Annotated in this window: 19 protein-coding genes; 11 read left to right on the top strand and 8 right to left on the bottom strand. The window is 72.0% G+C overall.

The window, feature by feature from the left end; translation table 11 throughout:
- Positions 1–47: 47 nt before the first annotated feature.
- The 3 genes from AB0J80_RS26605 to AB0J80_RS26595 form a co-directional block, all read right to left on the bottom strand.
- The gene (locus AB0J80_RS26605; protein WP_364709961.1) at positions 48–1,439 is read right to left on the bottom strand and encodes a glycosyltransferase family 2 protein; all 1,392 of its coding nucleotides are present in this window, start codon (positions 1,437–1,439) and stop codon (positions 48–50) included.
- Positions 1,436–2,401 (bottom strand): glycosyltransferase, encoded by a 966-nt coding sequence (locus AB0J80_RS26600; protein WP_364709959.1) that lies wholly within the window; start codon positions 2,399–2,401, stop codon positions 1,436–1,438. Before AB0J80_RS26600 ends, AB0J80_RS26605 begins: the two co-directional genes overlap by 4 nt.
- Positions 2,402–2,478: 77 nt before the next feature.
- Positions 2,479–3,426, bottom strand: coding sequence for a glycosyltransferase family 2 protein (locus tag AB0J80_RS26595; RefSeq protein WP_364709957.1), 948 nt, complete (start codon positions 3,424–3,426; stop codon positions 2,479–2,481).
- A gap of 1,218 nt (positions 3,427–4,644) precedes the next feature.
- Here AB0J80_RS26595 and AB0J80_RS26590 point away from each other — a divergent pair.
- The 5 genes from AB0J80_RS26590 to AB0J80_RS26570 all read left to right on the top strand — a co-directional run bounded on the left by AB0J80_RS26590 (position 4,645) and on the right by AB0J80_RS26570 (position 9,141).
- Entirely contained in the window at positions 4,645–5,580 is a 936-nt protein-coding gene (locus AB0J80_RS26590) for a sulfotransferase domain-containing protein (RefSeq protein WP_364709954.1), read from the top strand.
- Positions 5,581–5,659: 79 nt separating this feature from the next.
- The gene (locus AB0J80_RS26585; protein WP_364709952.1) at positions 5,660–6,574 is read left to right on the top strand and encodes a hypothetical protein; all 915 of its coding nucleotides are present in this window, start codon (positions 5,660–5,662) and stop codon (positions 6,572–6,574) included.
- Positions 6,575–6,862: 288 nt separating this feature from the next.
- Positions 6,863–7,213 carry an S-adenosylmethionine decarboxylase gene (locus tag AB0J80_RS26580; protein ID WP_364709950.1) on the top strand — a complete coding sequence of 117 codons (351 nt, stop codon included), beginning with the start codon at positions 6,863–6,865 and terminating at the stop codon, positions 7,211–7,213.
- Positions 7,214–7,216: 3 nt separating this feature from the next.
- Positions 7,217–8,053 carry a hypothetical protein gene (locus tag AB0J80_RS26575; protein WP_364709948.1) on the top strand — a complete coding sequence of 279 codons (837 nt, stop codon included), beginning with the start codon at positions 7,217–7,219 and terminating at the stop codon, positions 8,051–8,053.
- Between the two features lie 110 nt (positions 8,054–8,163).
- Complete coding sequence (locus AB0J80_RS26570; RefSeq protein WP_364709946.1) at positions 8,164–9,141, top strand: serine/threonine-protein kinase; 978 nt, start codon at positions 8,164–8,166, stop codon at positions 9,139–9,141.
- 2 nt (positions 9,142–9,143) lie between these two features.
- Here the strand turns inward: AB0J80_RS26570 and AB0J80_RS26565 are convergent, their stop codons facing one another.
- Together AB0J80_RS26565 and AB0J80_RS26560 are read right to left on the bottom strand one after the other, a co-directional pair.
- Entirely contained in the window at positions 9,144–10,016 is an 873-nt protein-coding gene (locus tag AB0J80_RS26565) for a universal stress protein (RefSeq protein WP_364709944.1), read from the bottom strand.
- On the bottom strand, positions 10,013–11,476 hold the full coding sequence (locus tag AB0J80_RS26560) for an amino acid permease (RefSeq protein WP_364709943.1): 1,464 nt from the start codon (positions 11,474–11,476) through the stop codon (positions 10,013–10,015). Before AB0J80_RS26560 ends, AB0J80_RS26565 begins: the two co-directional genes overlap by 4 nt.
- Before the next feature lie 274 nt (positions 11,477–11,750).
- Between AB0J80_RS26560 and AB0J80_RS26555 the strand changes: the two genes are divergently transcribed.
- From AB0J80_RS26555 to AB0J80_RS26545, 3 genes are read left to right on the top strand one after another with little or no spacing between them, the layout of a single operon-like run.
- On the top strand, positions 11,751–12,080 hold the full coding sequence (locus AB0J80_RS26555; RefSeq protein WP_364709941.1) for an STAS domain-containing protein: 330 nt from the start codon (positions 11,751–11,753) through the stop codon (positions 12,078–12,080).
- Between the two features lie 28 nt (positions 12,081–12,108).
- Positions 12,109–13,131 (top strand): alpha/beta hydrolase-fold protein, encoded by a 1,023-nt coding sequence (locus AB0J80_RS26550; protein ID WP_364709939.1) that lies wholly within the window; start codon positions 12,109–12,111, stop codon positions 13,129–13,131.
- A gap of 13 nt (positions 13,132–13,144) precedes the next feature.
- Positions 13,145–14,380: a hypothetical protein gene (locus AB0J80_RS26545; RefSeq protein ID WP_364709936.1), complete on the top strand. Its 1,236-nt coding sequence runs from the start codon at positions 13,145–13,147 to the stop codon at positions 14,378–14,380.
- Between the two features lie 106 nt (positions 14,381–14,486).
- Here the strand turns inward: AB0J80_RS26545 and AB0J80_RS26540 are convergent, their stop codons facing one another.
- Entirely contained in the window at positions 14,487–15,806 is a 1,320-nt protein-coding gene (locus tag AB0J80_RS26540) for a glycoside hydrolase family 6 protein (RefSeq protein WP_364709935.1), read from the bottom strand.
- A gap of 231 nt (positions 15,807–16,037) precedes the next feature.
- On the opposite strand from AB0J80_RS26540, the gene AB0J80_RS26535 reads away from it, so the two are divergent.
- From AB0J80_RS26535 to AB0J80_RS26525, 3 genes are read left to right on the top strand one after another with little or no spacing between them, the layout of a single operon-like run.
- Entirely contained in the window at positions 16,038–16,481 is a 444-nt protein-coding gene (locus tag AB0J80_RS26535) for a DUF5990 family protein (RefSeq protein ID WP_364709933.1), read from the top strand.
- The gene (locus AB0J80_RS26530; protein ID WP_364709931.1) at positions 16,478–19,546 is read left to right on the top strand and encodes a DEAD/DEAH box helicase; all 3,069 of its coding nucleotides are present in this window, start codon (positions 16,478–16,480) and stop codon (positions 19,544–19,546) included. Before AB0J80_RS26535 ends, AB0J80_RS26530 begins: the two co-directional genes overlap by 4 nt.
- Positions 19,539–20,291: a hypothetical protein gene (locus AB0J80_RS26525; protein WP_364709928.1), complete on the top strand. Its 753-nt coding sequence runs from the start codon at positions 19,539–19,541 to the stop codon at positions 20,289–20,291. Before AB0J80_RS26530 ends, AB0J80_RS26525 begins: the two co-directional genes overlap by 8 nt.
- On the opposite strand, the gene AB0J80_RS26520 is transcribed toward AB0J80_RS26525, so the two are convergent.
- Together AB0J80_RS26520 and AB0J80_RS26515 are read right to left on the bottom strand one after the other, a co-directional pair.
- Positions 20,258–21,118, bottom strand: a complete 861-nt coding sequence (locus AB0J80_RS26520; RefSeq protein ID WP_364709925.1) for a phosphotransferase — start codon at positions 21,116–21,118, stop codon at positions 20,258–20,260. The genes AB0J80_RS26525 and AB0J80_RS26520 overlap by 34 nt on opposite strands.
- A 16-nt stretch (positions 21,119–21,134) precedes the next feature.
- A complete protein-coding gene (locus AB0J80_RS26515; protein ID WP_364709923.1) occupies positions 21,135–21,851 on the bottom strand; it encodes an RICIN domain-containing protein in 717 nt (238 codons plus the stop codon).
- Positions 21,852–22,318 lie beyond the last annotated feature (467 nt).

The following is a 22,318-nucleotide window of genomic DNA, read 5'->3' as shown; positions in this document are numbered from 1 at the left end:
TGCCGCGTGGTCGGGCGACTGTCCGGGGAACGGCGGAGTCACCACGATCAGCGGCCGCTCCGGGCCTTGGCCCGTGCCGCCCGCCGGCCCTTCAGGTACGCCCGCGGACCCCTCAGCATGCCGCGCCGGTTGGCGGTCAGCAGCTCCCGAGGGAAGTCCTCGCGCAGGGTGGACACGCGCAGGCTGTCCTTGCTCGTCAGGTCGCGCAACGCGCCCGGGACGAGCTTGAGCAGCGGCCACAGCAGCCCAGGCTGCTTCATCAGCAGGCTCGTGTACGCGGCGGTCAGCCCGGCGCCGTACCCGACCATCTGCTTCTGCAGGCCCTCGAAGTCACGCCGGTGGTAGTGGTGCGTGACCGCGGTCGGCTGGTAGACGATCGTGCCGCCGCCGACCAGCACCTGGGTGAACGCGAGCGTGTCCTCCGAGCCCATGGCCGGCGTGCCGGCGCCCAGCGCGGTGTCCCAGCCGCCGATGCGCTCGATCACGCCGGGGCGGAAGGTCATGTTCGCGCCGGTGCCGAACGGCGGCAGCGGGTACAGCGGGCTCTGCCGGTGCGCGGTAGCGGGGCTGAACACGTCCGGCGTGAAGCCGCGGCCCTTGCTGTGACCGCCGAACTGCTCGAACCACAGCTGCGCCTGCGTCTCCAGCTCCGCCGGGACGATCACGCCCGAGACCACGTCGGCCTCCGGGTGGTCGGCCAGGGCGCGGGCGACCTCGGCGAGCCAGTTCGGGTCGGCGTACTCGTCGTCGTCGATCCAGGCGAGGATCTCGCCGGGCGCGGCCGCGACGGCGGCGTTGCGGGCGAACGACAGCCCGGCCTTCGGCTCCTTCAGGTAGGTCACCGGGCCGCGGCGGGCGGCCGAGCGGACCACCTCGGCGGTCGCGTCGGTGACCGGGGCGTTGTCGACGACCAGGACGCGGAAGTCCGGGTAGGCCTGGGTGAGCAGGCTGTCCAGGCAGCGGGCGAGCGCTCCGGGCCGCTCCCGGGTGCAGATCACCACGGTGATCGGCGGGGCGTCGGCGAGCACCTCACGCCGCCGGGCCAGGAAGGCGGGCTCCGCGGCGGGGGTGATGCCGTCGACCGGCAGGCCGGTCAGGCCCAGCTCGGCGAGGCGCGGCGCGAGCGTCGTGCCCAGTTCCGCATCGATCGCGGCGGCCAGGCCGTCCGGCGTCAGGCCCTGCTCCGGTACGTCGGTCAGCACGGTGCCGAGCGGCTCGGTGAAGAGCCGGACCAGCACCCAGGCCTGCCGGACGCGCCGCCCGTCGGGGCCGACCGCGGCGACCGTCTGCAGCGGCTCCGCGAGGTCGACGTCGAGCACGACGGCCGGGCGGACGTCGCCGCCGGCCTCGAACGCGGGGGCGGTGATCAGCTCGTCGACCCGCAGCGGCGGCTCCCACACCGTGCCGTTCACGCCCGTACCGTTCACTCCGGCCGTCATCGGGTCGCCCCGACGGTCTCGAACCGGCTCTCGGCGCGCCGCGCGGCCACCGTCTCCACCACGCCGCCCCAGCCGGCGGCGGCCACACCGGCGAGCACGCCGCCCGCCTTGAGGGCGTGGTGCAGGCCCCGGCCCCGGCCTGCGGCGGCGAGGTTGCGCACCACGGCCTTCGGCAGGGAGCGCAGGTACGCGCGCTCCGACCCGAGGCTCTCCGATCCGTCGAGCAGGCCGGCCATCGCAACCTTGCCCCGGCCCTCGGCGTAGCACCGGCGGACGAACCAGCCGAAGGTGGACCGCTCGACCGGCACCTCGTGGCGGATCATCGCCTCGGGGACGTACATCCAGTGGCCGCCGCCGAGGGCGCTCATCCGCAGGCACAGCTCGGTGTCCTCGGGGCGGTTCTGGCTGCCGAGCTTGCCGAAGCCGGTCCGGAAGCCGCCGACCGCCAGGAACGCGTCGCGGCGGACGACCATGCCGGCCGACCAGACGTTGCGGACCCGGCTGGTGCTGGTGGGCAGGCCCGCGTACGAGCCGCCGACGGCCCAGAGGAACTCCTCGGGCATCCAGCGCGGCTCGGCGCCCTCCCAGGCGGGGGCGATGCCGCCGCCCGCGCCGATCACCTTGGGGTCGGCGAACGGGGCGATCAGGTGCCCGAGCCAGTCGGTGTCCATGATCACGTCGTCGTCCACGAACGCGATCAGCGAGGTCGAGGTGTGGAACGCGCCGGTGTTGCGGTTGCCGGAGACGCCCTGGTTGTACAGGTTCTCCAGCACCGTGACGCCACTGAGGTCGCGGCGGGCCCGGCGGTACAGGGCGGAGTTGTGGTCGACGACGACCACGATCTCGGCCGGCGTGTACTGCTGGGACTTGACTGCCGCGACGGTGCGCACGAGCGACGCCCAGCGCTGCTCGCTGTGGGTCGGGATCACGATGCTGACGGCGGGGCGGGGGGTGGGTTCCACGGGGGGGTGCTCCTCGAGCGCAGGTGGGGGTGCGGGACGACGGGCGGGGGCGCAGGCGGGAGGACCTGCGCGCGGCGTCAGTCCTCGCGGGTGGCGCGGGCCTGCAGGGCCTTGATGTCGTCGGTACGCCGGGTGCCGACCTCGTCACGGCGCAGGCCGCGGTTGAGGTGAGCGACGTGCTGGCGCTGCTCCCCGGCGGGGACGCCGGCGGCCGGCGGCCGGTTGACGACCTTGTTCAGCACGTGGGCCGGCGCGGTGTTCGACGGCGTGGCGGTGGGGTGCTGGTGCACGATCACTCCGGCGCGGGTGGCGCCGCTGCGGCGCAGGCGGCGCATCCGGCCGTACTCGCTGAAGATCGTCCGCAGCACCCGGAAGCCGTCGCGGAAGGTGTTGAGGTTGCTCTGGCCGTGGATGCGGGCGTGCTCGATGCTGCCGACCTCGCCGACCTTCATGCCGTCGGCGGCGGCCCGGATGTTGATCATCGTCTCGATCTCGAACCCGTCGCCCCACAGCTTCGAGCCGTCGTTCGGGCGCGGCAGCCCGGTGTCGGGCAGGTCCAGCGTCGGCACGACCCGGCGCCAGAACGCGTTGTAGCCGTAGCAGAGGTCGGTGAACTTGGTCCCGAACAGCACGTTCACGACGAGGTTGAGCCCGTCGTTGCCGAGCTTGCGCAGCTTGGTGATGTCGTGGCTGTGTCCGCCCTTGGAGAACCGCGAGCCCTTGACGAAGTCGGCCCCGGCGACGAGCTGAGCCACGAAGAGCGGGATCTCGGCCGGGTCGGTGGAACCGTCCGCGTCGATCATCACGATGATGTCACCGGTGCAGGCCGCAAAGCCGCAGGCCAGCGCGTTGCCCTTGCCGATGCGCGACTGCTGCACGATCACGACGTCCGGGCGGAGCTCGCGCGCCACCTCGACGGTGCGGTCCACGGAGCCGCCGTCCACCACGATGACCTCGTCGATGCCCTCCGGAAGCTTGGCGAAGACATGCGGCAGGTTCCGCTCCTCGTTGAGAGCCGGAATCACGACGCTTACGGTCGGTGATGACTGGCCGTTACCAAACGTGTTTCCGGGAGGCGTGGCGTGCTGCATGTGGATCCCTTCGGGGGCGGCAGAGGCGACAGAATCGGAGGTTTCCGGGGGCAGAAACCCAAGTCGCTCGCTTCTGTCGACAAATCTAGCGGCACGCTACGTAGCGTCAACTAACCGAAGGGCCAGGGTGACAATCTCCATACGTTGAACCCTAACCAGACGTATGAGCAGGGGGTATTCACACGGGCAACAAGATCAGCCTGAAGCCCCACCAATCACAGCGCGTAACGGACAGGCGGGCACGGGCGACCGCAGAAAGGCGGCGAACGCTCATTTCGCCATTTCGAATTCGAGAACGGTATGCCGGGACAGAAAATTGCTAAGTCGGATTTATGGGGGTGATCCACCTCACTCTACGTAGTATTACGCTGCGTGAGGTGACGGTTGCAGGTCGGTTGTATCGGCGTGGCACGGGCGCGCGAAGCGGTCGATGCCTACGCTGTGACCATGACCGATCGCCGGCCGTGGGCCGCCACTGCAAGCCGTCCGCACGGTGCGTGATCCGGTGACGACGACGGCAGCGCTGTGTGTCTGCGGCCACGAGCGAGCGGCCCACGAGCACCACCGGCGAGGAACCGAATGCGCGCTGTGCGGGCCCGAGATCTGCCCCCGCTACCGCCGTCGCACCTGGTGGCGCCGCCGTCCCTGAAGGCGGCCCCCGAACTCGGCGTCCCCAGGGCGACGTCCCGGCGGGTTGTCGCCGGTCGCGTCGGCGGCCGGGCCGCGACGTCCCGTGCGCAGCCGCTCCCACGGAGTCCCCGGGGTGCGCGACGTCACGCGTCTTCCGGACGCAGCCGTTTCCGCGGCTTTCTCATGAGCGACGTCACGCGATCTTCCGGTCGCCAGATCAGCGAGGTCGTCTGTTGAACCGGTGGTCCGGACGCGACGTCATAAGGGCGTCGCTCAACCCCGGCCGGCGCTGTCGGTCCCGGGTCGGCGGCCTGATGTCCCGGCGGTGAAACCCCGGCGTGTGCCCGCTTCCGCCCCGCTGCACCCGAACGCGCGGTGTGCTTGGCGGGGCCTGGGGGTAAGAGTGCCGTTCGCAGGGTGGACACCGGCTTCCCAAAGCCTACTACTTCTGTAGGCTAACTCTTAGATCGATCGGCTGCCGTACCCGTACGGCGCCGTGCCTGGCACGAGGAGGGACCCCCCATGCCACTCCCAGACTTCCTGATCGCCGGCGTGCCCAAGGCCGGGACCACCGCGCTGCACGCGGCCCTGGTCCGGCATCCCGGGCTCTTCCTGCCGACCGTCAAGGAGCCCAAGTTCTTCCTCACCGACGGCCGGCCGCCGACGGCGGGCGGCCCCGGCGACGTGCAGACCTACCAGGAGCACGTCTGGCGCCGCCCGGACTACGAGGCGTTGTTCGACCCCGCGCCGACGGGTGCGCTCAAGGGGGAGGCCACCCCCTTCTACCTGTACGACCACAGCACCCACCTGCGCATTCACGCGCTGCTGCCCGACGTACGGCTGATCCTGCTCCTGCGCGACCCGGTCGACCGGGCGCACTCGAACTGGACGCACCTGTGGAACGCGGGGCTGGAACCCGAGGCGGACTTCCTCACCGCCTGCCGGGCCGAGGAGGAGCGCAAGGCAGCCGGCTGGGCGGACTTCTGGCACTACGTCAGCCTCGGCCTGTACGGGCGCCAGGTGCAGCACCTCTTCAAGGTCTTCTCGCGGGAGCAGGTGCTGCTCCTGCGCTACCGCGAGCTCAAGGACGCGCCGGCTGCCACCCTCGACCGGGTGTGCGACTTCCTGGGTGTGCGTACCGGTGTGCTGCGGGACATCCCCAAGCAGAACGTCAACCGGCACGTGGTCGAGGACAATGCGGTCAACGGCGTGTTGCGCGGTCTCTTGCGGGCGGGCGGTACTTTCGGGCATCGCTTCCCCGTACCGTTGCGGCTCGCCGCCCGGGGTCCGTTGCTCACGCTGCTGCACCGCAAGCGGGGCAACCGGCCCGTCACCACTCCGGCCGAGCGAGCCGCGCTGCTGCCGCTGTTCGCCGACGACATCGCGCTGCTGCAGGACGTGACGGGCGAGCGGTACGACGACTGGTTGTCGGTGGACCGACACGCCAGCGCGTCGTAATCCCTATCTTGCCCATAGATAATGCACACTTGAGCGGATACTCTTCGCTGTGCCGCCGACGCCACGAAACGGAGCCGCCTTGTCCATCGGAACCCACACCCTGTCGCTGCCTCGCTGGGAGGACTCGACGGTGGTGGTCGAGCCGCCCGGTGACGAACCGGGAGCGTGGGCGGGCGCACCGTCCTCGATCGTAGCCGAGGGTGACATCTACCTTGCGTACCGTCTTCGGCTGCCGATCGGTGAGGGGCGCGGCATCTCCAACGTCGTGGCGCGCTCCAGCGACGGCGTGAACTTCACCGTCGTGGCCACGGTCGACAAGGACCGGTTCGGCGCCGAGTCGCTCGAGCGCCCGGCCCTCGTGCGGACGCCCGAGGGCCGGTGGCGGCTCTATGTCAGTGCCGCCACCCCGGGCACCAAGCACTGGCGGGTCGACCTGCTCGAGGCCGACACCCCGGAGGGGCTGGAGACCGCGCCGGCCCGGACCGTGCTGGCCGGCGACGAGACGGTGGGCGTCAAGGACCCGGTGCTGCACCACGACGAGCACGGGTGGCACCTCTGGGCATCGGTGCACCCCCTCGAGTCCTGGGACGACGCGGACCGGATGACCACCGAGTACGCGACCAGCCCCGACGGCGTGCACTGGACCTGGCGCGGCACGGCGCTCGCCGGTCGCCCGGGCCAGTGGGACGCGCGTGGCGTGCGGGTGTCCTCGATCTCCGTCGAGGGGGACACGATCCTGGCCGCGTACGACGGCCGGGCGACGGCGGGGGAGAACTGGGAGGAGCGCACCGGTGTGGCCCGGGGCGTCCGCCTGCCCGACGGCAGCTTCGGCGAGCTGACCGCCGAGGACGGCGAGCCGCTCGGCAGCCCGCACGCCCCGAACGGGCTGCGCTACCTGAGCCTGGTGTCGCTGCCCGACGGGCGCCGGCGCATCTACTACGAGGCGACCCGCGCCGACGGCGCTCACGACCTGCGCACGGAGCTTGCCTACTGACCGGTAGCCCGGTGAGAGCGGCGTCACCCGCGCCACCCCCGAGGCATCGGCTGTGATCCACTTCGCCTACCGTCATCCCATAACTCCCGGTCCTCCCGCGCCCGCCATCAAAATCGGCGGTGGCGACATCGAGTGACCGCCTGTGGCGGAGCCCGTCCCACAAGGACGGGCTCCGCCATGTTTGTGCGGCGAGCGGTGAGGCGGAGTTCACATTTCCGAACAACTCCCACCGGGCTCCCGAAACGGAGGGTTGCTGTCTGCCCGTCGTCGCACCCCCGTGAGGAAGCAATGCTCGACTTCAAGGACCTCGCCCCGACCATCCACCGCCAGCGCATGGTCGTCGAGGGGTACCCGACGTTCGTGATCACCGACGCACACATCAAGGACTACTTGCGCAAGCTCTCGGACGTCACCGACATGGTCACGATCATCGAGCCCGTGACCCACGTCAGCGAGCTGTACGGCTGGGCCGGCTGGATCCACTGGGAGACGTCCGGGGCGCACTTCTACTCCTGGGAGCGCCCGATCTCGTTCTTCAGCGTGGACATCTACACCTGCAAGGCGTTCGACCCGCGGACGGTCATCGACTTCACCCGTGACTACTTCCGGACCACCGAGATCGTCGCCAAGGAGTTCTGAGCCGTGACCGCCACGACCCGTACCCGCTACGAGCTGGCCCCGGCGCAGGCACGCCGGATCACCGGGAACTTCCTGGCCGGGCACCCCGAGCTCCGCGGACGGTTCGTCTGCGCGGTGGCGGGCCCCGACACCGAGCTGGCCGACGTCGGCCGGGCGCTCGAACGGCAGATCTTCGAGCACTCCTTCGGTAACGACGCGGCGGTCATGGCCGCCGAGTACGGGCCCTACGAGGCGAACAGCCTGTTCTTCGTCGTCATCGACCGCCGCCGCCGCATCCCCGCCGGGGTGGCGCGCATGATCGAGAGCACCGGGCGCGGCGTCAAGACCGTCGACGACGCCCCGCAGCACATCGGCGTCGACATCGACACGATCCTGGCCGCGCACGGGATGGACGGCGGCCTGGTCTGGGACTGCGCCACGCTCGCGGTGCTGCCCGCCTACCGCGGCGGCCGGTCCTCGCTCATCGTCAGCTCGCTGCTCTACCGCACCTTCCTGGTGGTCGGCGGTCGCCGCGACGTCCGGCACGCCGTCTCCATGCTGGACCGCGGCGCCTACCGCAACATCGGGATGATGGGTACGCCGTTGCAGCCGCTGGCCGGCTCGGGGCCGTTCGCCTACCTCGGCTCGCCGGAGAACCGCGCCGTCTACATGGACTTCCCGGCCATCGCGCCGGCCGTCGCCGCCCAGGCCGCGGTGCACCGGGAGGCCGGTCGTCTGCGGCCGGCCGTGCTGCGCCCCTCCGGCCTGCGCCGCACGCTCACCCGCCGCGTCGCCGCCACGGTGTCCGAGCGGGTCGGCACCGGCAAGGACCTCGACGAGTTGATCGTGATGCTCGCGTGACACCTGTGGGGTGGACCGACCGCTGAGGCGTTTGTGCTGCCGGGACCACGGGTAGGGGAGCGGGGATCGCGGTGCGGGCGGGCGCCGCGCGGGGAGCCAGGGGGTGGCCGATGCGCACGCTGGGCGGGCGGTACCAGCTCGTACAGCGCATCGGGATCGGCGGGATGTCCGAGGTGTGGCGGGGCCACGACCGGGTGCTCGACCGGCCCGTCGCGGTGAAGATCATGGCGCCCGCGGTCGAGGGCACCCTGGGCGACGTCAGCAGCGTCGACCTGGTCCGGACCGAGGCGCGTTCCGCGGCCCGGCTCGCGCACCCGAACGTCGCCGGGGTGCACGACTTCGGCACGTCGCCCGCGCCGGACCGCGACGTCCCGTACATCGTGATGGAGCTGGTGGACGGCCAGACGCTGAGCGAGCACCTCACCGCCGGCCGCCTGGACTGGCGCATCGCCGTGCGGATCTGCGCCGAGGTGGCCGCGGCGCTGGCCGCCGCCCACGCGGAGCACGTGGTGCACCGCGACATCAAACCCGCCAACATCATGCTGACCCCGTCCGGGGCCAAGGTGCTCGACTTCGGCATCGCGGCCGCTGCCGGCAGCCACGACCCCGACCCGGACGGCCCGGTCATGGGTACGCCCGCCTACGTCGCCCCGGAACGCTTCGACGGCCTCCCCGCCACCCCCGCCTCGGACATGTACGCCCTCGGCGTGCTGCTCTACCACTGCCTGTCCGGCCGGCTGCCCTGGTACGCCGAATCCAACACCGCGCTCGTGCACGCCCAGCGCTTCCGTGACCCGGACCCGCTGCCCGAGATCGAGGGCCTGGCACCCGAGGTGCTCGACCTGTGCTCGCGGTGCCTGCACCGTGAGCCCGCCGAGCGGCCCACAGCGCTCGTCGCCGCGCTCCTGCTCGCCGAGGCCGTGGACGCCCGGGTGTACGTGCCACTGGCGGACCTCGGCACGCGGATGCCCCGCCCTTCCGCGGTGTCGGCCTGGGACGAGCGCGCGGCCGAGGCCCCCACCGACGTGGCGCTGCCCGCGGACGACCAGACGGCGTACCAGGAACGGCCCGGCCGCCACCGGGCCTGACGTCAGCCGCTGCGCGGCACCACGACGACCGGGCGCCGCGCCCGGCGGACCAGCCGGGCCGAGACGCCGCCCAGCAGCACCCGCCGCGCCGGGCCGTACCGGCGCGAGCCGCAGAACAGCACGTCCACGTCGTCGAGCTCGGCGAGCTGGTCCACCACGTCGCCGACCCGGATCTCCCAGTCCACCTGAACCCCCTCGACGGACTCGGCCGCCCGGGTCAGCGCCTGCTCGTAGGTCTCCCGGGCGGTGTCGAGGAAGGCGTGCTCGGCGTCCTGGCCGACGAGGAACGGCAGTGTGGCATCACTGTCGGCCACGACCGTGTAGAGCCGTACCGGGGTGTCCGTCCGCGCCGCCAGCCGCGCCGCCTCCTGCAGCGCCGCCCGCCCGTCCGGGGTGTCCACGTAGGCCACGCCGATGCGGCCGAGCGCTCCCGGCGGCTTTTCCATCCCTGCCGGCGCCACGGCCACCGGGCACATGCTGCCGGCCAGGAGCCGCTCCGCCGTGCTGCCGGCGAAGAGCCGGTGCCGCGGGCCGGCCCGTCCCGAACCCACCACGATGGTCTCGGCCTCGAGCTCCTCGGCGAGGTCGTGCAGCCCGTGCGCCGCCGACGTGGAGGCCACGGTCCGGTACTCGACCGGATCCTCGTCGGTGTCGCCGAGCACCGCCCGGGCGCCGTCGAGCACGGCCGCCGCCGCCCGGTGCCGGTCGGCGACCCACTCGGCGTCGACCCGGCCCGAGCCCAGCGCCGACGGCGCCGGGTGCACGACGGCGACGACCAGCGGGGCGCCGAGCACCGACGCCGCCCAGCGTCCGAGCACCAGGGCGTCCTCTCCGGACGCGCCGCCGTCCACGCCCACGATCACCGGTGCGGTCACGGCTGCTCCCCCTCCTCACGCGCCCAGCCCGGTGTCCCCTCCGGGTGCTCCCGGCGCAGCCGCGAGTTGCGGTAGCCGTACAGGAAGTAGATGAGCATGCCCACGACGAGCCAGACGACGAACCGGATCCAGGTGTCGACCGGCAGGTCGGCCATCAGGTAGATGGCGAACGCCACGCCGATGATGGGCAGCACCGGCGACCACGGCACCCGGTACGGCCGGGGCATGTCCGGACGGGTCCGGCGCAGGATGATCACGCCGACGTTGACCAGGATGAACGCGAAGAGCGTACCGATGTTGACGAGCTTGACGATCTCCGAGAGCGGTACCAGGGCCGCGAGGATGGCGATCAGGACGCCGAGGCCGATCGTGAGCTTCGCGGGCGTGCCGTAACGCTGGTTGACCGTGGCCAGGCGTTCGGGGAGCAGCCCGTCGCGGCACATGGCGAAGAAGATGCGCGTCTGGCCGTACATGATGACCAGGACCACGCTGGTGATCGCGACGACCGCCCCGAGCGAGAGGATGCCCGCCGCCCAGCTGATGCCGGCGCCCTGGTCGAGGGCCGCGGCCAGTGGCGCGTCGCTGCCCTCGAGCTGCTGCGGGCTGGCGACGCCGATGGCGCCGACGGCCGTCAGCACGTAGAAGATCGTGCAGATGACCAGCGATCCGATGATGGCGAGCGGCAGGTCCTTGGCCGGGTTGCGCGCCTCCTCGCTGCCGGTGGAGACCGCGTCGAAACCGATGTACGCGAAGAAGATGATCGCCGCGGCGGCGGTCACCCCGTCGATGCCGTCCGGGGCGAACGGCTGGAAGTTGCCGGTGCCGAAGTTGAAGAACGCCACGACGATGAAGAACAGCAGCACCGTCAACTTCACCACGACCATGACGAGGTTGACCCGGGCGCTCTCGGTCACGCCGCGGACCAGCAGCAGCGTGATGGCGAGGACGATGAAGACCGCCGGGAGGTTGAACACGCCGCCGTCCTCGGGCGACTTGGCGATCGCGTCCGGCAGGGTGTAGCCGAACGCCGCGTCCAGGAACGCGTTGAGGTTGCCGCCCCAGCCGACCGCGATGGCGGCGACGCTGACCCCGTACTCGAGGATCAGGTCCCAGCCGATGATCCACGCGACGATCTCGCCGAGCGTCGCGTAGGTGTAGGTGTACGCGCTGCCCGAGACCGGGATCGACGAGGCCAGCTCGGCGTACGAGAGCGCCGAGAACGCGCAGGCCACCGCCGCCAGGACGAAGGACAGGATCACCGCCGGCCCGGCCACCCCGGCGCCCTCGCCGATGACGACGAAGATGCCGGTGCCGATGATCGCGCCGACGCCCATGGCTGTCAGCTGCAGGGGGCCGACGGCCTTCTTCAGGCCGTGCCCCTCCTCGGCGGTCTCGGTGATCAGTGACCGGACGTCGCGGACCGCGAAGATGCCCGGCTTCTGGCTGCTGCTCGTCGCCACAGCCCACCTCCCCTCCTCCGGTGGCGGTCCGTATGTAGATGACCACCGTTGTCACCGTGTCCCCCACCTGCGGTGACCGCAAGATGATCTGCGGTATGCGGGAAACTTGCCCGCTCCGCTTGCCGATCTGCCCCAGCGGCGGGTAATCGGCCGGTAACACTCCGCCGGACTGGGTGTCCGCCCTGCTCACGCCCTGGTGCGGGAGCCTGCGGTGGACGACTCGGGCGTTGTACCGTGGGCCTACGGGCTTCCGATGCCCGGAAAGGCGGAATGCATGGGCGAGGCCGTCATGACCACCCGGCGCCAGGCGGACGGCGCCATCGTGGTGGACGTCCGCGGCACGCTCGACGCGGCCACGGTCGACGCGCTGCGCAGCGCCCTGGTGGGCACGCTGCACGCCGAGCGCCCGGCCACGATGATCGTCGACCTCACCTTCGTGACCTTCATGGACTCGCAGGGCGTCGGTGCACTGGTCGCCGGCTACAACACCGCCCGCGAGACCGGCACCCGGTTCGTGCTGCGCAATCCCAGCGAGTTCGTGCACCGGCAGCTGCGCGTCACCGGCCTCGCCGACATGTTCGGGCTGTCGCCGGCGTCGCCCTGATCCCTCCCGGAGCGGTTAAGGTTCCGTCATGGAACCCGTGGCGGGATCGTGGTGCACGTCCACCGAGCTCGGGTTCCGGCTGCGGGACCACGACCGGCGGCTGACTTCGGTACGCCTGGAGTCGTCCGTGGTGTCCGGCGACTTCCGTTACCTCGACGAGCTGCGCGCCTGGGAGCTGCGGGTGCCGCGGCCCGCGGTGCAGCGCCTCGAGTACCGGCTCACGCTCGGCTACCCGGACGGCACCACCGAGACCGTCGACGACCCCGACAACCCGCGCCGCCTGGGTGACGCGTCGGTGCTGTGGTGCCCCGACTACCGCGAGCCCGACTGGCTGCACCTGCCGCACGGCGCCGGCCGGTGGCGCGACGTGTACCTGCCGCTGCCCGCGGTGCGCGGCGAGATGGTGGCCCGGATCTGGTCGCCGGACGCCGCCACCGACCGGGTCGTCGTCGCCCACGACGGGCCCGACTACCACCGGTACGGCGAGCTCGGCCGGTACAGCGCCGCCATGATCGCCGCCGGGCGGGTGCCGCCGTACCACCTGGTCCTGCTGCCGCCGGGGGAGCGGCTCGAGTGGTACTCGGCCAGCCCCGCGTACGCCCGCGCCCTGGCCCGCGACGTCCTGCCGAAGATCGCCGCCGAGCTGGGCACCGGCCGGCCCGTCGTCGGCATCGGCGCCAGCCTCGGCGCGCTCGCGATGCTGCACGCCCAGCGCCGGCACCCGGCCGGTTTCGGCGGTCTCTTCCTGCAGTCCGGCAGCTTCTTCCAGCCCCGCTACGACCGGCAGGAGTCCGGCTTCCGCCGCTACCTGCGGATCGTACGGTTCACCGGCCGCGTGATCCGCGCCGATGACGGCCCCGGCGTGCCGGTTGCGCTCACGTGCGGCACCGTGGAGGAGAACCTGGCCAACAACAGGGACATGGCGCGTGCGTTGCGAGATCACGGGTACGCCGTGTCGTTCGCGGAGGTGCCGGACGTGCACAACTGGACCGCCTGGCGCGACGCGCTCGACCCGCAGCTCACGACGCTGCTGCAGAAGGTGTTCAACTAGCGAGGAGGCGCCAATGGCCGACGTCGAGCACACCATCGGACTGCTGCTGGGCACCGAGGACGACTGGCCGCGGGCGTACGAGGCGCTGCTGCGGCGGGTCGGCGCCATCACCGACGACGCCGGGCGCAGCCACCGGATCCGCAGCGTGCGGGTCACCATCGAGCCGTTCAACCTGCGCTACCGCCCGCAGCACGACCTGGTCATCGACCGGCTCGCCTACTGGTACTACCACCCGCGCGAATGGCTCAAGAAGGCCGCGCTGATGGACGACGTGTACCTGCTCAACAGCCCGTTCACGTTCCAGTCCATGGAGAAGCACGCCGCCTACTGCGCGATGCTGCGGCTCGGGCTCAAGGTGCCGGAGACGGTCCTCGTGCCGTTCAAGAACCCGCTGGACAACTCGCGGTACGCGTACACCTCGGCCCGCTACAACCAGCCGTTCAACCTCGAGACGCTGGCCGAGTCGATCGGCTACCCGATGTTCATGAAGCCGTACGACGGCGGGGCCTGGGTCGGCGTCTCCAAGATCCGCAACCCGGAGGAGCTGCACGCGGCGTACGACGCCTCCGGCGAGCGGCTCATGCACCTGCAGGCCGCCGTCGAGGACTACGACGTGTTCGCCCGCTCGCTCACCATCGGCCCCGAGACCATGGTGATGAAGTTCCGCCCCGAGCTGCCGATGCACGAGCGGTACGCGGTCGACCACGACTTCCTCAGCCCTCAGGTGGGCGACGAGGTGGTCACCATCTCCCGGCTGGTCAACGCGTTCTTCCGCTGGGAGTTCAACTCGTGCGAGTCGCTGGTCAAGGGCGACGAGGTGCACCCCATCGACTACGCCAACGCCTGCCCGGACGTGGCCGTCACGTCGCTGCACTACTACTTCCCGTGGGCGATGACCGCCCTGCTGCGCTGGACCGTCTTCTGCGTGGTCACCGGGCGCAAACCGCGGCTGGACATGGACTCGTCCGCGTACTTCGCCGTCGCCGACGACCCCGGGCTGTCGTACCAGGAGAAGCTCGGCGCCTACCGCAAGCTCGCGGACGACTACTTCGAGATCGACAAGTACGAGGAGTTCTGCGAGAAGCACCTGTCGCACGTCGACGAGATGGTGCACGAGTGGGTCGGCTCGCCGGAGTTCCGGTCGCTGCTCACGGAGACGGTGCGCGCGATGTACCCGCCGCACGAGCACGAGCGGTTCCTCGGGCATTTCGGCGGGCTCATCGACGCCTGGCTGCGCGATCACGGCTGACCTCTCGACCGGCTGGGCCGGCGCTCTCGGAGCCTTCCCGCTCCAGGCGCCGGCCCGTTCGCCGGTCAGGTTTCGTTCGGTCGTCGGTCGTCGGCCGTTTCGCCGGTCAGCGCAGGGGCGGGTTCGCCAGTTGGACCAGCTCCACGGCCTGGGCCGGGAACCAGGCGCCCGCGGCCGGGTCGGCCGTGTTCCCGCGCGCCGGGTCAAGGCCGGTTCCGGTGCCGCGGTCACACTGGCCGTCCGACTCGCCCGGAATCTTGATCCAGAGGAAGGCGTCGGCGAGCGGGTCTCCGGTGCGGGTGGTCGGCCGCATTCCGAGTCCACGGTCGGGCGGGTTGCACCACGTCATCGGGTCCGGCCACGCCGTACCCGCCGGCGGGGTCCAGGAGCCCTGGCCGTTGCGGCTGGTGTCGAGGACGAAGTGCGGGAGCTCGTCCGGGGAGACGGTGCCGACGTTGGCGTCGTACCAGGCGTCGCTGCGCGTCCAGGTGCTGAAGTCGGCGGGGTCGGCCGGGTAGTACTGGCTGGCACAGTCCCGGAACCGGCCCGGCGCGACCCGGGTGCCGTAGTGGACGCACTTGGAGATCCAGCTGCCGTACTTCAGCAGCCGCGGCGTCGCCTCGAAGTTGGAGACGTTGAGGAAGAAGCCGTCGGCCCGCAGCACGCCGGCGCGGACCAGGCGGTCGGCGGCGTCGCCGGAGCTGAGCCAGTTGCTGTTGGTGCCGTCCAGGTAGACGCTGGTCCGCCGGAGCGCCTTGAACCGGTCCACCGCGTAGTTCAGCATCGTGAACCGGTCCTGCTGGGCGGTGGCCGGGTCGGCCTCGGCGGGCTTGCACCATTCGGCGTTGCCGTTGATGTCGGTGTACCAGGGGATGATGCCGAGACTGTCCGGCTCCAGCATGACGGCGGCCCGGGTGTTGCCGATGCCGGCGGCGAAAGCGTCGATCCACGCCTTGTACTCGGCGACGGTGCGCGCGCCTCCGGAGGAGTAGGCACCGCAGTCGCGGAACGGCACGTTGTAGGCCACGAACACCGGCGTGCTGTGCTGGCGTGCTGCCTTGCGGACGTGGGTGCGGACGACGCGGGTGAGCTCGCTGCCCTCGTACTTGGTGAGCCAGACCGCCTGCGGCGTCTCGGTCATGGAGGCGAGCTTGCGGGCGAGGGGCCGGCGGCCCTGAGCCTTGAGCGCGGCGATCTGGTCGACGGCCCCCGGGTTGGGTGGTGGCGTGTAGAAGGTGGTGCGGCGCCCGGCCGGGTGGCGCCCGAGGCTTGTCGGCTGCGCCTTGGCGACCGTCGCGGTGGTGGACGCCTTTGCCGGGCTTGCCGCGTCGGCCGCTGTCGCCGTGAGCGGCAGGACCGCCGTGAGTGCCAGGACAGCCGCGCCGGCGCGTAGCCGGCGCGCACGCCGCAGGGACGACATCGCCACGTTTTCGCTCCTCGAAGGGTTCGGACCGAGCGCATGAAAGCGCTCCCATGGCCGGAAGAGTGCTCGCCCCGGATTATCACTGTCAATGTTCCGAAATGTTTTGGACTTTGATGGAAGTCGCTGTCTGCGGAGGATTCGGAACCGGCCCGGCAAAACGACTCCGTCGTCCGCCCCGTCGGTGCTGCGTCGGCGGGTCCGGAAGTGTCGGAGGGTCCGCCTAGAGTTCAGGGCGTGCACATCAGGATCGAGGGCGAGGACCTCCCCGGACGCCGCGGCGGCGCCGAGGCCGACACCCTGCGGCTCGGGAACGTGCACGTCGGCGTCCAGCGCAAGACCCAGGTCGTCGACCGTTACCCGGCCGACGCCGAGGCGGCGGTCTGGACGTTCGAGGTGACCAGCCGCGAGGTCGACGACCTCCTCGACGTGGGCGGCCCCTACGTGCACGGCCGCCCCGGTGCACGCTTCCTCTATCTGAGCTGGGGAGCCGTCGACGGCGAGGCGTTCGCCATGTTCCGGCGGGCCAAGCTCATGTTCGCCGACGTCCCCACCACCATGCTGCGTGCGGCCCATGACGGCGCCGGGGTGCTGGTCGGGCGGCTCGGTCTCACCGGCCCGGACGGCGGCCCACGGTGCGCCCGGGTGCGGCCGCCCGACATCGCCTGGCAGATCGCATGACCGGCCCGGCGCCCGCAACGGTGAGCGTGCTGCACGGCTTCATCAGCCGGGACGGAGCCCTCTCCCTCTGGATCGAGACCGCCACCGGTCAGGACGGTGGCACCCAGCGGGGTCTGCATCCGCGGGCACGAGCCGCGCCGGGTGAGCCGCGGATCTCGACGTTGCTGCTTCCGTCCACCTCGGCGGGGCCGTTGCCGTCTCCGCATCTCGGGCTGGCTCCTCGGCGAGGCTCGCCCCGGTTGCGGCCATGGCGGGTGCCTGCGGCCACGGTTCCGTTCGTGACGACGGATCTCGCCGACGAGCTGGGTGCGCGGCCCGCTCCGTCACTGGAGTATCTGGCCGACATCTGTGCCTTCGCCGCGGACCTGGTCGCCCGCGGGCGGGTGCTTCCGGCCGTGCGCGCCGATGCGCAGGACGTCCGGGCCTGGTGGCGGCCGGTGCTGACGGGCCCGGACGCCGTACGCCACGGTGAACTGGTCGAGGCGATGCCGGCGGCCTGCCGTGCCGAACGGGCACGGCCCGGTGAGATCGACGGCCTCCCCGCCGTGGACGCGCTGCACGGCGCGCTGGAGCGCCTGGTCGACGGGCTGGTGCGCACCCGGCTGGCCGAGGCGGGCGTGACGCTCTCCGGGGCGCCCTGGCTGGCGGCCCTCACCGCTGACGACCCCACCGTGGCAGCCGGTCGGGGTTCGCTCGACGCGGTCGCGGACGCGCTGGATCAGTGGCACACCGAGGCGAGCAGCGGGGCCGCGGTCCGGGTCGTGTTCCGGCTGAGCCACCTCGACGAATTGGAGCCCGACGAACCCGACGCGACCACCGTGCCTGACGCCACGACGGCCGCCGACGCCAAGACATCCGCGGCTGCCGCGGGTGCCGCGGTGGGCGCCGACGCCACGTTGGCCGCGGAGGTGACCGGACAGGACGCCGCGCCCGACGCGTGGCTGCTGGAGTTTCTGCTGCAGCCGGTCGACGAGCCGAGTCTGCTCGTGCCCGCCGCCGATGTGTGGCGCGATGCCGTCGCGCCGCTGCGGCGGTGGACGCATCGGCCTCAGGAGCGGCTCATCGCCGGGCTCGGCCGGGCTTCGCGGCTCTTCGGTGAGCTGGACGCCGCGCTGCGGATGGCCCGGCCGACCGAGCTCGTGCTCGACACCGAGGGTGCTCACCGGTTCCTCGGGCGGGCCGCGCTGCTCGAGCAGGCCGGCTTCGGCGTCCTGCTGCCGGCGTGGTGGCGGGAGCCGCAGCGGCTCGGGCTGGCGCTGGAGGTTCGCACGCCCGAGGCCGTCGCCCCGGTGCTGCGGGACGAGGCCGCCGATCTTGCCACCATCGTGGGCTACAACTGGGGGCTGTCGCTCGGCGGGCGGGTGCTCACCGAGACGGAGCTTGCCGAGCTGGCTCGGGTGAAGGTGCCGTTGGTGCGGCTGCGGGGCCGGTGGGTCTACCTCGATGCCGAGCGGTTGCGCGCCGGGCTCGAGTTCCTGCGGCGGGGCGGCGGCACCATGACCGCCGGGGACGCGTTGCGGCTGGTCCGGTTGCTGCCGCCGGAGGAGGTGCCGCTGCCGGTCACCGAGGTGCGGGGGCGGGGGTGGGTCGCCGACCTGCTCTCCGGGCGGCTGGGGGAGCGGCTCGAGCTGCGGGAGGCTCCTGCGGACCTGATGGGGGTGCTCAGGCCGTACCAGAGACGGGGTTTCTCGTGGTTGGCCTTTCTCGACGGTCTGGGGCTGGGCAGCTGCCTGGCCGACGACATGGGCCTGGGCAAGACGGTGCAGCTGCTGGCGCTGCTGCTGCATCGCCGCAGCGGGCCGACGCTGCTGATCTGCCCGCTGTCGGTGCTCGGCAACTGGCAGCGGGAGGCGGCCCGGTTCGCGCCGTCGCTGCGGGTGAAGGTGCTGCACGGCGCTGACCGGCCGGATCCCGCGGACCTCGCCGACGGGGCCGACGTCGTGCTCACCACCTATGCGACCGCCACCCGGGACGCGGACGCGCTGGCCGGTGTGACCTGGGACCGGGTGGTGCTCGACGAGGCGCAGCACATCAAGAACAGTTCCGGTGGGGCGGCGAAGGCGGTCCGCCGCCTCAAGGCCCGCAGCCGGGTCGCGCTGACCGGTACGCCCGTGGAGAACCGCCTGGCCGAGCTCTGGTCCATCCTCGACTTCCTCAATCCCGGGCTGCTGGGCAGCGCGCACACGTTCCGCAACCGGTACGCGGTGCCGATCGAGCGGTACGCCGACGAGGAAGCCGCCGGCCGGCTGCGGCACGCCACCCGGCCCTTCCTGCTGCGCCGGGTCAAGGCGGACCCGGCCGTCATCGACGATCTGCCCGACAAGCGCCACACCCGGCACCTGTGCGGGCTCACCGCCGAGCAGGCCACCCTGTACAGGGCGGTGCTCGACGACATGATGCTGCGGCTCAAGGAGACCACCGAGACCCGGCGCAAAGGCCTGGTCCTGGCGGCGATGACCAAGCTGAAGCAGGTCTGCAACCACCCGGCCCAGCTGCTCGGCGACGGCTCCCCGTTGCCGGGGCGCTCCGGCAAGCTGGAACGCCTCGAGGAGATCCTCGACGCCGCCCTCGCCGAGCGCGAGAGCGTGCTGTGCTTCACGCAGTTCGCGCGGTTCGGGTCCATGCTCGTCCCTCACCTCTCCGCCCGCTTCGGGGTGCCGGTGCGCTACCTGCACGGCGGCACCCCGCGAGGGGCGCGGGACGACATGGTGGCGGCGTTCCAGGACGACCGCCGGCCCGGCGTGTTCGTGCTGTCGCTCAAAGCCGGGGGTACGGGACTCAACCTCACCGCCGCCAACCACGTCGTCCACGTCGACCGCTGGTGGAACCCGGCGACCGAGGCGCAGGCGACGGACCGGGCCTTCCGCATCGGACAGCGGCGTGACGTGCAGGTCCACACCCTCGTCTGCCTCGGCACCCTGGAGGAGCGTATCGACCGCCTCATCGCCGACAAGGGCGTCCTCGCCGAGCGCGTCGTCGGCAACGGCGAAGGCTGGCTGACCACCCTGTCCACCGACGAGCTGCGCGACCTGACCGCGCTGGATCCGGAGGCCGTCGGTGACTGACCGGTTCGCCCAGCCGTTCGTGGCGATGTTCGAGGCGCTGCGGATGGCACCCACCTTCGCCCGCGGCCGCCGGGACGCCCGCGCCGGCCACGTCCGCAGCCTGACGATCTCCAGCAGCCTGGTCACCGCTCAGGTCCGCGGCCCGGACGACGTCCACGCCTACCGGGCCCGCATCGCCGTCCGGGCGTTCGGTGCCGCCGAATGGTCCCGCGTGGAAGCCGACCTCGCGGCCCAGGCCCGCTACGTCGCCGACCTGCTCGCCGGTCGTATGCCCGCCGACATCGACACCGTCTTCCGCGACGCCGGCCTGACCCTGCTGCCCCTGTCGCTCGACGAGGTGGCGATGGACTGCAGCTGCGAACGCTGGCCGATGCCGTGCGTCCACCTCGCAGCGACCTGTTACGCCCTGGCCGCGTCGTTCGACACCGACCCGTTCGGCGTGTTCGCCTGGCGTGGCCGCGGCCGCGACGAGCTGCTGACGCGGCTGAGCGACCTGCGCAGCACCTCGGTCCACGTGGCGGACGCGATCTCCGCGCCGGACGAGCCCGCCGACGCGGGTCTCGGTCTGCTGGAGGACTTCTGGAGCTCCGGTACGCCCACCGCACCGCACCCTGCCCCGCCGGTGCTGCGCCCGGACCTGCTGCTCGACCAGCTCGACCCGCCACCGCTGACGTACGCCGGGATGCCGCTCGCCGAGATCCTCAGACCCGCCTACCAGGCGTTGCCGCCGGACCGGTCCTTCTGAGGGGACAGCGCCTCGGCGATCATCCGGTGGCCCTGGGCTTCGAAGGCCTCGTCGCCCACCCGGTACGCCCACGCGGCGGTGCCGATCGCCTCGCGTACCCGGTTGCGGTGCCACAAGCCCGCCTCGCGAGGATCCCCTCCGTACCCGTCGAGAAAGGCCGCCTCGAGTGTCGGGGCCTGGCGGAATTCCTGCACGGCCAGGCGAGCGAAGTCCGTCAGCGCCGGACGCAACGCCGCACGCCCGAAGTCGATGATGGCGACGACGCCGTCGTGAACGAGCCAGTTCCGGGGCTGCCAGTCGCCGTGGGTCGGCACCAGGGTCACGGGCGGGGTCGGCCAGCCGGCGATCTCCGCTCGCAGGCGCTCTGCGGTGGCAGCAGCGATCCGATGCGGGCCGTCGAGCCACGCCAACGACTTCTCGTTCGCGCGCGCTTCGTAGGTGTCGTCCCTCACGGCGTCCTGGGCATGCAGGAGGGCCAGCAGCTCACCCGCTTGCCGATAGATGCGGGGATCGTCGGCGTGTTCGCTGCCGAGCACAAGGTCCCCGGGCAGGTAGCGGGTGACGAGAACTTTGGCGTCCGGGTCACCGTGCACCAGGGCGGGTGCGCGACCCCTGCTCGTCCACGGTCGCAGCCAGTGGAGATGGGCGTTGAGCTCCCGCGCGATGTGGTGGTCGTCCTCGTCGCCGGCCTTCACGATGAAGCGCGACCCGGCATGGGTCACCTCGAGGACGACGGTGCCCACCAGGCCCCAGCTGTGGTCGCGCTCGACGGTCGCGCCGGGGAGCCACCGGTCCACCAGCGCCTGCTGCCGCGGAGAAAGGGTCATTCTCGGGACCACCGGGTCATGGTAGGCGCCAGTGCTGGCCCGGGGCGCCGGTACAGCCGGCGACGCGGACGCCCGCACCCGGGCCGGCGCCGTTCGCGGGGTCGGTGAGGCAGCCGCCGATCGCGACGTTGACCAGGGACTGGTTCGGACCGGCCCGCCACTGCGCCGCCGCCCGTCCGTCGCAGGCCGCGATGCGCACCGTGCCGTCGTCGACCGGGCCGGCACACCTGCCGACGACGCGCAGGGTGCCCTCGCTGGTCAGGGTCCAGATCTGTGCGGCGGTGCCGTTGCACTCGTACATCTGGACGTGGTTGCCGTCGGCCGGAACCCCGCCGTTGAGGTCGAGACACAGTCCGCCGGCGCCGGTGATGGCGCCGGTGCGGTCGGCTTCCGGAACGGCGGAGAGCGTCGGCGCCGGGCTCGACACTCGGATCTCGGGCGCGGCGCCGGCGGGCGGGGCGGTCGTCGCCCGGGTGGTCGCGGGCGCCGGTGCGGAGGTCGGGGAGGGCGGCGGGCTGCTGTGCGTGGTGGCCGGTGAGGTGCCGACGGTCGTGGGCCCATGGCTGGGCGTGGCGGACGGCGAGGATGCGGCGGTCGCCGGGGTGGAATAGGGCGGAAGGCTGACGTCGGTGAAGGCCTGCGGGCCGCGGTCGGAGCCCGAGGGCAGTGCCGCGAGGGCGCCGGCCACGCCGAGGCCCGTCAGCAGCGCTACGGCACCGCCGACGATCAGCAACGCGCCACGCCGCCTCGGCGCCGGGGACCCTTCGGACACAGCGCTGGACGCCGCCGCGAGATGGCGTGGGGGTGAGCTGTTCGCTGCGGGTTCGACTGTTTCGGCTTGAAGTGGTTCCGGTACGGGGAGCGAGGAATGCGTTCGGGATGCGAACGCCGTCTCCGGCCAGGTCTCCGCGAGATCGTCCACCCGGGTCGTTCCGGGATCACCGTCGAGATACGGCCGGACAAGGAGCGGTTCGCCCTCGAGGTCGGGTGGGAGCGGCCGCGGGTCCCCGTGCTCGGGGGTCGCGTGCACGTCCCCGCCGTCCCGCTCCGTCATCGTCCGCCTCGCCGCCGTACCGTCGCTGACCTCCCGGAAACCTACCCGCTACCGGCCGGCGCCGCGCGCCGCGACCTCGGCGCAGGATGGGCCGAACGGCCAGGGTGAGGGCACCCGAACGGGCTACTCGGGGCATCGGAGCGGTG

It is taken from the genome of Actinoplanes sp. NPDC049548 (assembly GCF_040676695.1).
Classification (GTDB): Bacteria; Actinomycetota; Actinomycetes; order Mycobacteriales; family Micromonosporaceae; genus Actinoplanes.
Note: the sequence above shows the minus strand (reverse complement) of the source record. Positions and strands in the feature narration are given on the sequence as shown.